Origin of the sequence: Arthrobacter sp. A5 (assembly GCF_051131705.1) — a bacterium.
Lineage (GTDB): Bacteria > Actinomycetota > Actinomycetes > Actinomycetales > Micrococcaceae > Arthrobacter_M.
Map to the genome: position 1 here is coordinate 136,153 of NZ_CP180316.1, position 14,841 is coordinate 150,993.

The 14,841-nt window shown below is 64.4% G+C and carries 12 protein-coding genes; 6 read left to right on the top strand and 6 right to left on the bottom strand.

What is annotated here, in order from left to right; all coding sequences use genetic code 11:
- Window positions 1-113 precede the first annotated feature (113 nt).
- The gene (locus tag ACLLJI_RS00655; protein ID WP_434616719.1) at window positions 114-1,121 is read right to left on the bottom strand and encodes a phosphotransacetylase; all 1,008 of its coding nucleotides are present in this window, start codon (window positions 1,119-1,121) and stop codon (window positions 114-116) included.
- Window positions 1,122-1,263: 142 nt separating this feature from the next.
- Window positions 1,264-2,628: an aspartate aminotransferase family protein gene (locus ACLLJI_RS00660; protein WP_283561896.1), complete on the bottom strand. Its 1,365-nt coding sequence runs from the start codon at window positions 2,626-2,628 to the stop codon at window positions 1,264-1,266.
- A gap of 229 nt (window positions 2,629-2,857) precedes the next feature.
- On the opposite strand from ACLLJI_RS00660, the gene ald reads away from it, so the two are divergent.
- A complete protein-coding gene (gene ald / locus ACLLJI_RS00665) occupies window positions 2,858-3,976 on the top strand; it encodes an alanine dehydrogenase (RefSeq protein WP_434616723.1) in 1,119 nt (372 codons plus the stop codon).
- Between the two features lie 93 nt (window positions 3,977-4,069).
- Window positions 4,070-5,542, top strand: coding sequence for a PLP-dependent aminotransferase family protein (locus ACLLJI_RS00670; RefSeq protein ID WP_434616726.1), 1,473 nt, complete (start codon window positions 4,070-4,072; stop codon window positions 5,540-5,542).
- 432 nt (window positions 5,543-5,974) lie between these two features.
- On the opposite strand, the gene ACLLJI_RS00675 is transcribed toward ACLLJI_RS00670, so the two are convergent.
- From ACLLJI_RS00675 to xsc, 3 genes are all read right to left on the bottom strand, one after another.
- Window positions 5,975-6,340 (bottom strand): hypothetical protein, encoded by a 366-nt coding sequence (locus ACLLJI_RS00675; protein ID WP_434616729.1) that lies wholly within the window; start codon window positions 6,338-6,340, stop codon window positions 5,975-5,977.
- 327 nt (window positions 6,341-6,667) lie between these two features.
- Window positions 6,668-8,497, bottom strand: coding sequence for a glycoside hydrolase family 15 protein (locus tag ACLLJI_RS00680; protein ID WP_434616732.1), 1,830 nt, complete (start codon window positions 8,495-8,497; stop codon window positions 6,668-6,670).
- Window positions 8,498-8,676: 179 nt separating this feature from the next.
- Entirely contained in the window at window positions 8,677-10,584 is a 1,908-nt protein-coding gene (xsc, locus tag ACLLJI_RS00685) for a sulfoacetaldehyde acetyltransferase (protein ID WP_434616735.1), read from the bottom strand.
- A 205-nt stretch (window positions 10,585-10,789) separates the two neighbouring features.
- On the opposite strand from xsc, the gene ACLLJI_RS00690 reads away from it, so the two are divergent.
- Entirely contained in the window at window positions 10,790-11,683 is an 894-nt protein-coding gene (locus tag ACLLJI_RS00690) for an IclR family transcriptional regulator (RefSeq protein ID WP_434616738.1), read from the top strand.
- Window positions 11,671-12,732: an AAA family ATPase gene (locus ACLLJI_RS00695; protein ID WP_434616741.1), complete on the top strand. Its 1,062-nt coding sequence runs from the start codon at window positions 11,671-11,673 to the stop codon at window positions 12,730-12,732. Before ACLLJI_RS00690 ends, ACLLJI_RS00695 begins: the two co-directional genes overlap by 13 nt.
- Here the strand turns inward: ACLLJI_RS00695 and ACLLJI_RS00700 are convergent.
- Entirely contained in the window at window positions 12,685-13,146 is a 462-nt protein-coding gene (locus tag ACLLJI_RS00700) for a hypothetical protein (RefSeq protein WP_434621780.1), read from the bottom strand. The two genes, ACLLJI_RS00695 and ACLLJI_RS00700, sit on opposite strands and share 48 nt — an antisense overlap.
- Here ACLLJI_RS00700 and ACLLJI_RS00705 point away from each other — a divergent pair.
- Window positions 13,033-14,538, top strand: coding sequence for a cobaltochelatase CobT-related protein (locus ACLLJI_RS00705; protein ID WP_434616744.1), 1,506 nt, complete (start codon window positions 13,033-13,035; stop codon window positions 14,536-14,538). The genes ACLLJI_RS00700 and ACLLJI_RS00705 overlap by 114 nt on opposite strands.
- A 99-nt stretch (window positions 14,539-14,637) precedes the next feature.
- A complete protein-coding gene (locus ACLLJI_RS00710) occupies window positions 14,638-14,790 on the top strand; it encodes a hypothetical protein (RefSeq protein ID WP_434621783.1) in 153 nt (50 codons plus the stop codon).
- The last annotated feature ends 51 nt before the right edge of the window (window positions 14,791-14,841 follow it).

A 14,841-nucleotide genomic window follows, 5' to 3' on the forward strand; every position in this document is an offset into this window, starting at 1 on the left:
TCTTTCGATGCAGCAGGTGGGTGGATAGCCGTTATCCGGCGGAGGGCTGCGATGCCGTCAGGTTGTGCAGCTCAGGCCGTGCAGCTCAGGCCGTGCAGCTCAGGCCGTGCAGGTCAGGCTGTGCAGGTCAGGGCGGATTCCGCCTGGGCATGCCCCGAAACAAGCGACTGCATCGCGCTCAGCAGGCCAACGGAGACAATATCCTCCGTGCTGCATCCGCGGGACAGGTCATTCAGCGGGGCAGCCAGTCCCTGCAGGACCGGGCCCAAAGCCGTGGCGCCGCCCAGGCGCTGGGTGATTTTATAACCGATATTTCCCGCGTCAAGACTGGGAAATACCAGCACGTTCGCCCGCCCCGCGACGTCCGATCCGGGAGCCTTCAAGGCCCCGATCTCCGGGATCAGCGCTGCGTCAAACTGCAGCTCACCGTCCACTTGTAGCGCAGGGTTGCGGGAACGGAGTATGCCCATTGCGGTCCTTACCTTGTCAACATGCGGGTGGTTCGCGCTGCCCTGGGTGCTGAACGACAGCAGCGCCACCCTCGGGATCTGCCGGGTCAGGGCATTGTGAGTGGCGGCGGCCGAAACAGTGATGTCCGCGAGCTGCTCGGCGGACGGATCCGGAACGACGGCGCAGTCGCTGAAAGTCAGCTCTCTTCCGTCGGGTAGCAACATCAGGAAGGAGCTGCTCAAGGTGGTGCAGTCCGGGGCGAGTCCGATGACCCGCAGCCCGGCGCGCAGCACATCTGCCGTGGGACTGCCGGCCCCGGCCACGCAGGCGTCAACGTAGCCGGCCTTCAGCGCGGCTGCGGCGAGGTGCACCGGATCCGACTTGGCCTGCTCCGATCGCTCCTGATGCCGCGCGTAGGCCTGCCCGATCAGCGTGCCGATCCTGCTGTCCCCGGCCAGCTCGCGGACATCGACGATGGTGTCCGCGGGCAGCAGGCAGCCCAGTGCGGCAGCGGCCCGACGTACCTCGGCGCTCCTGCCGAACAGCCTGGGCCTGACGATCCCCTCTGCCAGCAACGCACTGGCCGCCCGCACCGCACGCTGGTCTTCGCCGTCGGCGAACCCGACGACCCGTCCACGACCGGCGAGCTCCTGGCGCCAGCGATCAAACATGGCTGTTCCGGCACGCGGTGCGCGCTGGTCCGTCGAAGTGCCAACGATCGCGGTCCCCATTGTCCCACCTCTCAAATTGGGTCCTGCGGAGCCCGCCACTAAGGTGGTTCTCCGCAGGACATGCAGACAGGTACTTCGCTGCCTACGGCTGAATGGCTTTCTCGACGTCGTTGAGCATGCCGTCCACGCCGTGCAGCAGCTCGGCGAGGACATCAGAGTCGGCGACCAGCGGCGGTGAGATCATGAGCATGGTGGCGCCGCGGTCATCCCCCCGCAGGATCACCTTGGTGCGCTTGAATGACTCGGGTAAAACCTCCCGCAGCACCGTCAGCGATTCCGCATCTGTCAGTTCGCGGCCGCTAAAGCTGTCCGCCATCAGCTCGATGGCATAGAAGAAGCCGGTCCCGCGGACCGCCTTGACGCAGCGGTGCGCATTCTTCAGGGACTGGAGGGCTTCCATGATTTTCGGACCCTGCTCCTGGACATTGCCCAGCACGTTCTCATCCCGCATGGCGGTAATGTTCGCGACGGCGACGGCGGTGGAAACCGGGTGGCCACCCCAAGTGGCGCCGTGGGTGAAGACGCCGCCCTTGGACGAGTTGTACAGCTCCTGGACCAGCTTCTCCCGGACGATCAGGCCGCCCAGCGGTGCGTAGCCGGAGGTGGACCCCTTGGCGAAGGTGACCATGTCCGGAACGACACCCGTCACCCCGTAGCCGAAGAAGTGGCCGAGCCGGCCGAAGGAGCAAATGACCTCGTCAGAGACAAGCAGGATTCCGTACTTATCGCACAAGGCGCGCAGCGCGGGCCAGTAGCCGTCAGGCGCCACTAGGGCACCGCGGCCGTTCTGGACGGGCTCCGCGAAGATGGCCGCAATGGTTTCGGGACCTTCCTCGAGGACCACTTGCTCAATGGCCCGGAAGCAGTCCAGTTCGGTGACGGGCCCGCAGTCCCCGGTGAAGCCGAGCGTATTGGGAACGCTGCGGATTCCCGGCAGCAGCTCGCCGAACGGTTCTTTGATCTTGGGCAGCTGGGTGATGGAGAGGGCGCCCATGGTGGTGCCGTGATAGGACATGTCGCGGCTGATGACCTTGGTGCGCTGGGGCTGGCCCTGGCTGCGGTGGTACTGGCGGGCGAATTTCAGTGCGGTCTCCACCGCTTCGGAGCCGGAATTGACGAAGAAGGTGGTGCCAAGGTCGCCGGGGGCCAGCTCAGCGATCAGCGTGGCGGCCTCGATGGCCGGCGGATGCGCCGATCCCCAGTTGGAGGCATAGGCAAGGGTGCTGATCTGGTCACTGGCGGCCTTGGCGATGTCGGCCCGGCCGTGGCCCATGTTGACGCAGAAGAGCCCGGCGAGTCCGTCGAGATACCGGTCCCCCTCGGTATCGATCAGGTAGCTTCCTTCGCCGCGGACAAAGATGGGGAATTCGCTGTCCCAGGTGTCTTTGCGGGTGAAGTGGGGTCCGAGGTGTCGGCGGGCCTGAGCCCGCAGTTTGGTGGCGTCCACGTCCATGCTCCTTATTCGTTGTAAATAGCAATGATCGAAGCCTAAGCCGGGCATGCCGGCGGACGTCAGTGCCAAATGAGAGCGGGCTCACAGGTCCAGTTTGGATCTGTCGATCACGTCCTTTCTGGATCTTCTGGACCCCTGGGGTGGGCGGTCAGACTTCGTTTATGCTGCGCAGCCCGCTCGGCCGACGTGTTGAGAACACGCATTAACCATCAGGAGGTACCAAATGATCATCGGTGTTCCCAAGGAAATTAAGAACAACGAATTCCGTGTTGCGATGTCCGCTTCGGGTGTTCATGAATTGGTGGGCAACGCTCACACGGTGCTGGTCGAACGCGGCGCGGGCATCGGCTCGAGCATCGCCGATGACGAATATGCACTGGCCGGTGCGCACATGGTCGATACCGCCGCGCAGGCCTGGCAGGATGCGGACATGGTGGTCAAGGTCAAGGAACCCATTGCCTCCGAATACCAGTACTTCCGCAAGGATCTGGTGTTGTTCACGTACCTGCATCTGGCCGCCGAACCCGAACTGACCAAAGCACTGATCGACGCCGGAGTTACGGCCATCGCCTATGAGACCGTCCAGGACGGCCGAACCCTGCCGTTGCTGGCGCCGATGTCCGAGGTCGCCGGCCGGCTCTCTGTCCAGGTCGGGGCCCAGTGCCTGACCGCCCCGGCCGGTGGCAAGGGCATCCTGCTCGGTGGGGTCCCAGGGGTCCGCCCGGCCAAGGTCGTAGTCCTTGGCGCCGGTGTCGCGGGCACCAACGCCGCCGCCATGGCGCTGGGCACCGGGGCCGAGGTCACGATTTTGGATATCAACATCAACCGCCTGCGTGAGCTCGATGCGATCTACCAGGGCCGGTTGAAGACCGTGGCCTCCAATGCCCTGGAAATCGAACGGTCCCTCGTCGATGCTGACCTGGTGATCGGTTCGGTCCTGGTTCCCGGTGCGAAGGCCCCGAAACTTGTCACGAACGGCCTGGTCGCGAAGATGAAGCCCGGCTCGGTGCTGGTTGACATCGCTGTGGACCAGGGCGGTTGCTTTGAAGATTCCCACCCGACCACGCACCAGGAACCTACGTTCCGCGTCCACGAGTCGGTCTTCTACTGCGTGGCGAACATGCCGGGGGCGGTTCCCAACACCTCGACGTATGCGCTTACCAACGTGACGCTGCCTTACGTGGTGCAGATAGCAGCGAAGGGTGTACACCGGGCGGTGGCGGAGAATGCGGCTCTGCGAGCGGGCCTGAGCACCACCGGTGGGCGCCTGACCAATGCCGCCGTGGGCGCAGCCCACGGGATCGAGGTCATTGATTCACTGGAAGTGGCCGCGCATCATTAGAGTAAGGCAAAGTTCCAGGCGGGGGGGTCCATGCATGAACTCCCCCGCCTTTTTGGGCTCCGACAGTCAACTGGGCCATCAAGGAGACAAAGCGTGCCACGGACCATGATAGAGATTGACCGCAGTTCCAGCGAACCGCTGTACCGGCAGGTCCGGCGCGTCGTGGAGCACGGTATTGCCGTGGGCATCTTCGATGCCCGCCGCCGGCTTCCCAGCTCACGGGAGCTGGCGGGCGAACTCTCAGTCTCCCGCAACACCATCAATCTGGCCTATCAGGAGTTGCTGACCGAGGGCCTGGTGCTCAGCCATGAACGCCGGGGGATCTATGTGAATCCGGAAATGCTCGCCGCGGCCGAGGCCGATGTGCAGGCGTCCGGACCGATGATTGACTGGTCTTCCAGGATGCGGCGCTACCCCGATGAGGGCGTCATGGACGTGGAGAAGACCGCGGACTGGCACCGCTATCCATATCCTTTTGTGGCCGGACAGATAGACGTCAGCAGTTTTCCCGCCACAGCATGGGTGCGGAGCCTGCGGGATGCGCTCTATCAGCCCCATACCTATGCCAGCCTTCAGGACAGCGTGGGAGCCGACGATCCGATGCTGATCGAGATGATCAGGCGTCAGATAGTTCCGGCACGGGGAATCGAGGCCAAGCCGCAAGAAATCCTGATCACCATTGGCTCCCAGCAGGGGCTGGACCTGCTGGGCAGAACCCTTCTCGGTCCTCATCAGCGCGTTGGCATCGAGAACCCGGGCTATCTCGACGCGCGGCACATTTTCATGCGCACAGGTGCACAGGTATACGGCATCGACGTGGATCAGGACGGTCTCCGTCTCCCGGACACGCTGAGCGGCACCGCGCTCGTCTACGTCACACCCAGCCACCACCATCCCACCAACGTCACGCTCAGCATGGAGCGCCGTCGTCGTCTGCTCAGGCTCGCCGCGGCCTCCGGCACGGTCGTCATCGAGGATGACTACGACAGCGAGTTCCGTTATGAAGGCAGCCCCAGCCCTGCGCTGAAGGCCCTCGATTCCACCGGCGACGTGCTGTATCTGGGGACGTTCTCCAAGTTCCTTTCGCCGGGCCTGCGGCTGGGTTTCCTGGTGGGACCCGAGGAACTGATCCGGGAGCTGAGGAGGGTGCGGCGGTATCAGGTGCGCCACCCACCGGGCCACATGCAGCGCGCACTGGCCCTGATGATCGACAGCGGCGACTACCACCGTGCCCTGCGTCAGCACCGCAGCAAGATGAAGAGCAAGTGGAAAATGCTCAGCGAGCTCTCCGTGCGCTGTCTTCCATGGCAGCAAAACGCGTATCCGCCCGGAGGAGTGAGTCTGTGGATGACTGGCCCGGACCAGCTCGACTGCCGCGTTCTGGTCAGCAGGGCGGAGGAACGTGGTGTACTCATCGAACGGGGCGACATCTACTATATGCAGCCGGATCCGCCGCGGAACAACTTCCGGATCGGCTATGGTGCCATCCCGACCCGCGCCATTGCCGAGGGAATGGCGGTGCTCGGCGAGGTGGCGCGCACGTTGCTCGCCGAGGACGCTCGCTGAGGGATAGCCAAGCGCTCTCCGAATCAAATGGGACCGGTGATCGACCAAGGCCGCTTGCGGTCGCGTGGAGATCTAGGGGGCTCTGGCTGGGTCTCCCCGCGCTCGACCTGTCCCGCCGCGCTAACAAGACGTCATCGCCGTCGTGGTGGCGGTGACCGCAGCCCACAGGTGACATCCGGCTCAGCCTTTCCTGGGTCTCACGGTGACCGTGAATGCCATAAACGCCAAGGGAGCTGGACGTAGGGCCAGGGCCTGCGCCGTGGTCCCGGTCGGATCAGTCGTGAAGGAGAGCAGCGGAACCTGCTGTCTGGCATGGTCGACGGACGCCGTGGAGTGGGCGTTGGGGGCCGACGCCCTTGACCCTCGATTGGACCGTGTCCGGTCGCGTCCTCCGGCCCGTGTGGATCCGATGCGGACTCCCGGCAGGTGTCCTCAGGCGGCTACCGGGACGTACGTGCTCGTTGAAGCAGCTATCTGTTCGGCGGCCTCCAGAGGTGCGAGCAGCACGTTGTACTGGATATCCGTCAGTAGCTGCGGGTAGGTGATGGCCAACTCGGCCAACTGCAGGGCGGCCACCATGTAGTACGTGCCGGCGATGCCTCCCATGCTCTCCACGACGATCGACCGGATACGGTCGGCGTCAACCAGATGGGCACGGTCAACCAGCGCGATGCGGGCGCTCATGTGTGCGACATGGCGCTGGGCTTCCCTGTCCGTTACAGCTAAGGCGTGCAGCTCCTCCGGTGTCCAGGTGCGGCCGACGATCCGGCGGGAGTGGAGAATGCTTTCCATGGCCATGACCATCTCCTTGTTCGTTGTGATAGCAATAATCGAAGCCTAGGCCGGGTTGTCGCCGGACGTCAGCGCCACATGTGCGCAGGATCATAGGTCCAGTTTGGTCCCATTGATCGTGTCCTTTCTGGATCTTTTGGACCCATCCGCCCGGGTGCAGAATTCGTTTGTACTTGGCAGCCCGTACGGCGGATGTGGTGAGAATGCGGGATGCGTGCCGTAGCCGTGGCTGCTGCGCGGGATCAGCTGCTAAAAGAATCTCGGGTTACGCAGGTGCTTGACGGCGCGGCGCACAGCAGCGCGTCCAAGCCAGGCCAAGGCGCGTAACTGATTTCACAGCTGTCCCCCTGGGACCGCGGGACCAGCAGGGGCCAGGCTGACCCGTTCCGGGCCGCGGAGGGCATCCGCGGCCCGGATCAGAGCCAGGTGAGAGAACGCCTGCGGGAAGTTCCCGGCCATCCGGTCGGCTTTCATCGCGTATTCCTCGCCGAGCAGGCCCAGCTCATTGCACAGCTTCACCAGGCGGTCCATCAGCGCCCTGGCCTCCCCCTTTCGGCCGCTGTGCGCGTACTGCTCCACCAGCCAGAAGGAGCAGGCCAAGAACGGGTGTTCGCCGGGTTCCAGGCCGTCCACCCCGGTTTCTGTGCGGTAGCGCAGCAGCAGGCCGTCGTCGATAAGCTCACGCTCAAGCTGCGCCACGGTACCTAGCATTTTCGCATCGTCGTACGCTAGGAAGCCCACCTGCGGAATTACCAGCAGCGAGGCGTCCGCCTGCGAGCCGTCATAGGCCTGAGTGAATGAATTGAGTTCGGTGCTGAAACCATACCTCAGGATTTCCCGGCGGAGTCGCTCACGCAGTTCCGTCCAGCGTTCCACCGGTCCGTCCAACCCGTGCTCGCGCACGGCGCGGACTCCGCAGTCAAATGCCGCCCACATCATCACCCGGGAATGCGTGAAATGCCGCGGTTCGCCGCGCATTTCCCAGATGCCATAGTCCTTCCGGTCGAAGTGCTTTTCCTCGAATCCCAGCAGGGCACGCTGCAGCGGCCAGGAGAAAAGGTCCTCCATGCCGCCGGCCCGCCGCAACTTCTCCAGCGCCACCATCACTTCGCCGACGACGTCCGCCTGGAACTGCCCGACGGCACCGTTGCCGATGCGCACCGGAGCTGAATTCTCATATCCGGGCAGATGCGCCAGCTGCCGCTCCTCGAGTTCGCGCTCCCCGGCCACGCCATACATGATCTGCAGGTCCTCCGGATCCCCGGCGACAGCGCGCAACAGCCAGTTGCGCCAGTGCAGGGCGCCCTGAGCGTGACCGTGGGCCAGCATCGACTCCAGCGTCAGGGCAGCATCGCGCAGCCAGCAGTATCGGTAGTCCCAGTTGCGAGCGCCCCCGAAGTCCTCCGGCAGGGAGGTGGTGGGGGCGGCCACGATGCCCCCGGTGTCTTCGTGGGTGAGCGCGCGCAGCACCAGCAGCGAGCGCTGGACGGCGGCCGCATATTCGCCATCCTGGCTGTATCTGGAGGCCCAGTCGGACCAGTAATGCACGCTTTGGGCCAGAGCGGCGTCAATGTCGATCCGGGGCGGCCCGGGTCGGTACGAGGGGTACCAGACAAGTTCCAGATCCACCCTTTCCCCGGAAGCGATGGTAAAGTCGCCGGCAAGCTTATCGCCAGTGGCAGTAGGCAGCACATCCCCACGCAGCATGAGCGCATTCTGTCCGGCAACCGCCACCAGCACCTCGATGCCCTCGGCGTCCATCATCCGGCCGACCCACGGTACGACGGTACCGTAGCCGAACCGGATCTTCAGCTCCTGGCATATCCGCACACTGCCGCTCAGACCCTCGACCCGCCGCACCACCGAGGCACGTCTGTCCCCCACCGGCATGAACTCGGTCATCCGCACGCTGCCGCCGTCGGCCGCCCAATCGGTGCGGAGTACAAAGGTGCCGTCCAGGTACTCCCGCTTAACAACGACGGCATCAGCCGCTGCGGGCGCCAAAAGCCAGCGGCCGTTATCTTCGGTGCCCAGCAGCGCGCCGAAGACTGAGGGAGAGTCGAAGCGGGGGAAACAGAGCCAGTCCAGGCTGCCGGTGCGCGAGAGAAGCGGACCGGTGTGCATGTCGGATAAAAGCGCGTAGTCCTCGATGCGTGATGCCATGCCCCCAACTCAACCACATTCGGCTCGATGGGTCAGGTGGTTATGCGAGCTGGGTTTTATTTCCGTCAGTTAAGCCCGGAAGATGGCCATCTCCGGTGGCTTGGCGGCTTGCGCCCCCCGCCGTAGTTGGGGCGTTTCACTTGCCAACCGCTCGGTTGATCGCCGATCCTAAGTCAGGTTTAGACGTAGTCCTTGTACTTCTCCAGCAGACGGACCGGCTTGGAGAGTGCGTCACGGCGGAAGGGATCTCCCAGCTCGCGGGTGCACATGATCTCGATGACGGTGGTCTTGCCCTCGTTCATCTGGGCGGCGAAGGCGCGCTCAAGAGCTGGGCCGACGTCTTCCAGCTTGTCGACGACGATGCCCTCTGCGCCCATGGTCTGCGCCATGGCGGCAAAGCTCTCGTTTTCATTGTCGAGCTCTCCGGCCACGAAGCGGCGGTTGTAGAACTCCACCTGGTTCTTCTTCTCCGCACCCCACTGCCGGTTGCGGAAGACAATGGCCGTGACCGGAATGTCGTGCCGCACCGAGGTGAGGACCTCGCCCATGCTCATGGCCCAGGCGCCGTCGCCGGCATAGGCAACCGCCGGGCGGTCCATGGCGGCGGCCTTGGCGCCGATGATGGTCGGCAGCGCGTAGCCGCAGTTGCCGAAGCTCATCGGGGCGAAGAAGCTGCGCGGCTTTTCAAAGCGCAGGTAGCTGTGGGCCACGGAGTTGATGTTGCCGATGTCGGTGGAAATCATGACATTTTCGGGCATCGCCTTTTCCAGCTCGCGCAGCACCTCGCGCGGGTGCAGCCAGTTGCCCTCTTCGTTCTTCTGCTCCTCGATCATGTCCAGGCTGTACTCATCCTTCTCATGAGTCCAGGCCGTCAGCTCCTGCTCCCAGCTGTCCTTTTCGGCCTTGATCAGGGCGGCGCGCTCCGTCTTGGTGGCGTCGCAGGCGAGGGTCTTATCCGCCAGCCGCTTGGTCAGTTCGATGGCTACGGCCTTGGCATCGCCGCAGATGCCGACGCTGATCTTTTTGACCAGGCCGAGCATGGTGTGGTCGGCATCGATTTGGATGATCTTGGCTGCGGTGGGCCAGTAGGCCGCACCGTACTGCGGCAGTGTGCCGAAGGGGCCCAGTCGGGTTCCCAGGGCAATAACGACGTCGGCCTGGGAAATGAGCTTCATGCCGGCCTTGGATCCCTGGTAGCCAAGCGGGCCGGCCCAGAGCGGGTGGCTGGCCGGGAAGGAGTCGTTGTGCTGGTAACTGTTGACGACCGGGGCACCCAGACGCTCGGCAAGCGCCTTGCATTCCTCGACGCCGTCGGCCATGACCACCCCGCCGCCCGAGACGATCACCGGGAATTTGGCGGTGGCCAGCAGTTCAGCGGCCTCGTCCAGGCTCTTGGTGCCGCCGGCACCGGGGTCCACGCGGCGCGGCTCTGGGATCTCTGCGGTGATTTCCCCGTAGAAGTAGTCACGGGGGATGTTGAGCTGGGTGGGTCCGTTTTCGGACATTGCGCGGTCGAAGCAGCGTGCGGTGTATTCTGCCATCCGGGCCGGGTGCGTCACGTGGCCTTGGTATTTTGTGAATTCCTGGAACATGGGCAGCTGCTTGGCTTCCTGGAAGCCGCCGAGCCCGATGCCGTTGGTGCCGGCTTCCGGCGTGACGATAACCACGGGGCTGTGGGCCCAGAAGGCAGCGGCGATGCCGGTGACGCAGTTGCTGATGCCTGGCCCATTCTGGCCGATAACGACGCCGTGGCGGCCGCTGGCGCGGGCATAGCCGTCCGCCATGTGGGCGGCACCCTGCTCGTGCACCACCGGAACCAGGCGAATGCCGGCCGGGGCGAAGATGTCCATCGCGTCCATGAACGCCGAGCCCATAATGCCGAACATGTCGGTGACGTCATTGGCCACCAGTGTCTCCACGAAGGCCTCCGAGGGCGTCATCTTCTGTACGCCCTTGACTGCGGATCGGGGGGCCTTGGCCGGCGCGGCCTTGGTGGGGGCCGCACTTGCGGGTGTTTTGTTTACCGTGGATGCTTCCGCCGCGTCATCGTCGGCAGTGCCTGAAATGGTGAGAGTTTCTTGGCTCATGGTGACTGCTCCTTCTCCGGGGTAACGCCCAAAATAGGTAGAGATGCTTAGAAAGTGGAACGAAGTGTTCCTGTTTTGTGGTTCACAGCGAGATTATGACAAAAATTAAGGACCGTCAAGGGTTATTTTCAATATCCGGAACGTCACGTACGATATATTTGAATGAAGGCCTAAGGTGACGGATTCACGAGATGGAGGAGAACAGATGGCTGAGATTCACAGGCTCAGTGGCCCGGATGGTCAGACGGCAGTGGAGTTGGCCGGGGATACACCGACGATGCGGCTGTTCTCGCTGCTGGAACTGATTGCCACAAAGGACCAGCTTTTCACTCTGCAGGGGCTGGTGGAGGAGACCGGAACGCCCAAGCCCACGCTGCACCGCATGCTGCAGCAGCTGGAAGGAGCAGGCCTGTTGATCCGCCAGGACAACGGCAGGCATTACAGTGCCGGGGTGCGGCTGCGCCGGATGGCTGAAGACCTGCTGCTCAATGACATCCACCACGGGGCACGGCACGCGGTGCTGCGGAACCTGGTGGGGGAGCTGGGTGAAAGCTGCAACATCACAGCGGTCTCCGGCAGCGAGGTGGTCTACCTGGACCGCGTCGAAACGCCGGAACCGCTGCGGATTACGCTGCAGCCGGGATCCCGGGTCCCGGTCCACTGCTCGGCCAGCGGAAAAATGATCCTCTCCCAATTCAGTCCAGTACAGCGTCGGCGCCTCCTTGGGGCGGCTCCGCTGGAACGCTACACGAACAAGACAGTGACTGATCTGGACCTGATTGAGGGCGAACTTCAGCGTGTCCGCCGCGACGGGTACGCGATCGACGATGAAGAGTTCTTGCCCGGGTTGGTTTGTGTCGCCGTATTGGTTCCCACGACCAACGCCGCCTCCAATCTCTGCGTTGCCGTGCAGGCGCCCGTCATGCGGCTCACTCCAGAGAAAGGGCTGAAACTTCTTCCGGCACTGCAACGCGCGGCGGATGCGATCGGCCTGATTGAAGCCCAGTCCGTCGAAGACCGGAGGGCCGGAATCCAGTCCGTCGAACACCGGACGGCCGGAATCCGGTCCGCTGGCAAGGACAAGCAGTGGACCAGCTGAAAGCGGCGACGCCGGACCGCATCGTCTCCGTACGCGAACTGTTCCATCTCGACTCGGACCTGATGGTGGGCGCATTCAGCGAAGCGGATGAGCATGTCCCCCAAGTAGACCCAGCCTACAGGTTCAACCATGACGTGACGCTGGCGATCCTGGCGGCCTTTACGAGGAACCGGCGGATGCTCCTCCAAGGGCTGCATGGGACGGGTAAATCCACGCACATTGAGCAGGTGGCGGCGCGGCTGAACTGGCCGTGCGTGCGGGTCAATCTGGACGGCCACATAAGCAGGCTGGATCTGGTGGGCCGGGACACGGTGGTGCTTAAGGACGGCAAGCAGGTCACCGCGTTCCAGGAGGGGATTCTTCCCTGGGCCATTCAGCGCCCTGTTGCGCTGATCCTGGACGAGTACGACGCCGGCCGGCCGGACGTGATGTTCGTGATCCAGCGGATCCTCGAACGGGACGGGAAATTGACTCTGCTCGACCAGAACAGGGTCCTCGACGTGCACCCGGGATTCCGCCTGTTCGCGACGGCCAACACCGTGGGCCTGGGGAACTTGAACGGGATGTACCACGGCGTGCAGCGGCTCAACCACGCCCAGATTGACCGCTGGAACATCGTGGCGGCGCTGAACCATCCGCCCGAGCAGGACGAGATCGAGATCGTGGTGGCAAGGGTACCGGAACTGGACCATCCAGCCGGGCGCACTTTGGTTGCGTCCATGGTCGCCGTGGCCAAGCTGACCAGGAACGGCTTCCGTGTGGGGGATCTGTCCACGCTGATGTCCCCGCGCACAGTCATCACCTGGGCCGAGAATATCGAGATCTTCGGCGACCCCGGGCGGGCGTTCCGGCTTTCCTTCGTCAATAAATGCGACGAAGCTGAGCAGCCGGTCGTGGCCGAATACTTCCAGCGCTGTTTCGATAGGGAGTTAGACAAGGACACGGAGCGGGACAAGGTCAGGGAGTTGGACAAGGACCGGGAACTGGACAAGCAGGATCCGTCAGACTCGCCATCGAGGCCGTGGTTGCCCGCGGCGCACGTCGCGTAGCGCTCCCATGGCCACCCCGGCCGGTGCGGCGGAGCAGACCGCGAGGACATGCGCAGAGGAGATCACCCCGGCCGGTGCGGTGGAGCAGACCGCGAGGACAAAGGCAGCAGCGTCGCTGCAGCGCCAGCAGCTGACCGGCGAGCTGTGCTCCGCGGCCATCCGGGCACTGGCGGGCAACCCGGAGTGCACTTCCGTGGTGGACTCCTCTACCGTGGGGACCTCCGGGAGCCCACGCCCGCGCCCCACCTGCACCCGGACGGCGAAGGCGGTTTGGCTGCTTTGCGCGGTGCGGCCGACGGCATGGCCCTGCGTCTGCAGCACAGCGACCGGGCCCTGCATCAGGAGCTTTGCCCACAGCCGACCGCCGCCAGACTGGTCTTTGAGATGCTGGAACAGTTCCGGGTGGAATCCCACGTGGATGATGCCATGCGGGGCGTCCGGGCGAACCTGAGCCGCCGCTTTCTGCACTGGTCGCGGGAGTTTGAGGCCTCCACACTGACCGGCACGTCGCAAGGGATCCTCCTCTTTACCATTGCCCAGATGGGCCGGGCACGGATCACTGCCGAACCCATGGCCGCCGCCGTCGAAGACCTGATTGAATCGACCCGCTTTGAGCTGGCGCCGCGCATCGGCGCCCCCTTGGCAGCTCTGCGCCGGCAGCGCTTTTCGCAGTCCGGCTTTGCCGGCCCCGCCCGCGCCATTGCCGAGGAGATCGCGGCCCGCTGCGACGAGCTGGAAACCCAGGAGACCCGGTCCTCCCGCGCCGGTTCACGGCGGCCGGCCTTCGCGCTGCTCTTCGAGCACGAGCACGACGACGACGGCGTGCCCACCGCGGCGTACGGGCGCAGCAGCGCCCTTGAGGCAGCGGAGGGCGGTTACCGCGTGTTTACGAAGGCCCATGACCAGCAGCGCCATGCTGCCGATCTGGTCCGCCCCGGGTTGCTGCGCGAATACCGGCAGCGCCTTGATGAGGACATCGCCCGGCAGCGGATCAACGTCCCCCGGCTGGGGCGGGCGCTGGGAACACTGCTGTCGACCCAGGTCCTGGACGGCTCGGACAGCGGTGCGGAGGAGGGGCGGATCGACGGGAGCAGACTGGCTCTACTGGTCACCTCCCCCGCGGAGCGCAGAGTGTTCCGGAGCGAAAGGACCGCGGCGCGGACGGATGCCACGGTGACATTCCTGGTCGACTGCTCCGGCTCCATGAAGGAACACAGCCTGGCGCTGTCCGTTCTGGTGGACGTCTTTGCCCGCGCGCTGGAACTGGCCGGTGCCCGCTGTGAGATTCTGGGTTTCACCACTGGTGCTTGGAACGGCGGTCGGGTCCGGAAGGAATGGCTCCGCGCCGGCCGGCCGGAGCAACCGGGTCGGCTCAATGAGGTGCGGCATTTGGTGTTCAAAGACGCCGACACGTCATGGCGGCGGGCCCGGCCGGAAATTGCCGGGCTGCTGAAGCGGGATCTGTTCCGCGAGGGTATCGATGGGGAGGCAGTGGACTGGGCCTGCGGCCGACTGAACGGGGGCGGGCAGGACAGCGGAGCGCAAAGGCGGCTACTCCTGGTGCTGTCCGACGGCAGTCCCATGGATGGTGCCACGGCGCTGGCCAACGATCACCAGTATCTGGAACATCACCTGCGCGAAGTTGTGGCCGGCCACGAGGCGGCCGGCAGCGCCGAGATCTTCGGGTTGGGCGTCGGACTGGATCTGGGTCCGTACTACCGGCGGTCCACCTCGCTGGACCTTTCGAGCGGAACGACCAGCGCCGTCGTCGGCCAGGTCCTTGCCCTATTGGCGGCGCGGAGATAAGGACGTGAAACTCGCAATAACGCGTGGGAAGTGGGTCCCGGCCGAGTGGCTGGACTGCGTTCTCGATGCTGTCCAGAGCTCACCGAAAAACGCGTTCCCATGATCGAGGCGTTTATCGCCCTGGCCAACGCGATCATAGTCCGCAGGCCCATCCGCGAGGGTTTGACCACCCACCGCCAGGACACCGGCCCAAACACCGGCCATGACCTATTGGCGCAATCTCTCAGAAGTGCCGCCCGGAAGGTGGAATGAATTCATCTCAGCGGGCCCGGTTTCACCATGAACCGCGAAGAGCCCTGAAAT

Excerpts from the sequence above, each read along its gene's own strand:
- ACLLJI_RS00655 (WP_434616719.1), bottom strand. The coding sequence starts at position 1,121 with ATGTTTGATCGCTGGCGCCAGGAGCTCGCCGGTCGTGGACGGGTCGTC.
- ald (WP_434616723.1), top strand. The coding sequence starts at position 2,858 with ATGATCATCGGTGTTCCCAAGGAAATTAAGAACAACGAATTCCGTGTT.
- ACLLJI_RS00675 (WP_434616729.1), bottom strand. The coding sequence starts at position 6,340 with ATGGCCATGGAAAGCATTCTCCACTCCCGCCGGATCGTCGGCCGCACC.
- ACLLJI_RS00680 (WP_434616732.1), bottom strand. The coding sequence starts at position 8,497 with ATGGCATCACGCATCGAGGACTACGCGCTTTTATCCGACATGCACACC.
- xsc (WP_434616735.1), bottom strand. The coding sequence starts at position 10,584 with ATGAGCCAAGAAACTCTCACCATTTCAGGCACTGCCGACGATGACGCG.
- ACLLJI_RS00690 (WP_434616738.1), top strand. The coding sequence starts at position 10,790 with ATGGCTGAGATTCACAGGCTCAGTGGCCCGGATGGTCAGACGGCAGTG.
- ACLLJI_RS00705 (WP_434616744.1), top strand. The coding sequence starts at position 13,033 with ATGGCCCTGCGTCTGCAGCACAGCGACCGGGCCCTGCATCAGGAGCTT.
- ACLLJI_RS00710 (WP_434621783.1), top strand. The coding sequence starts at position 14,638 with ATGATCGAGGCGTTTATCGCCCTGGCCAACGCGATCATAGTCCGCAGG.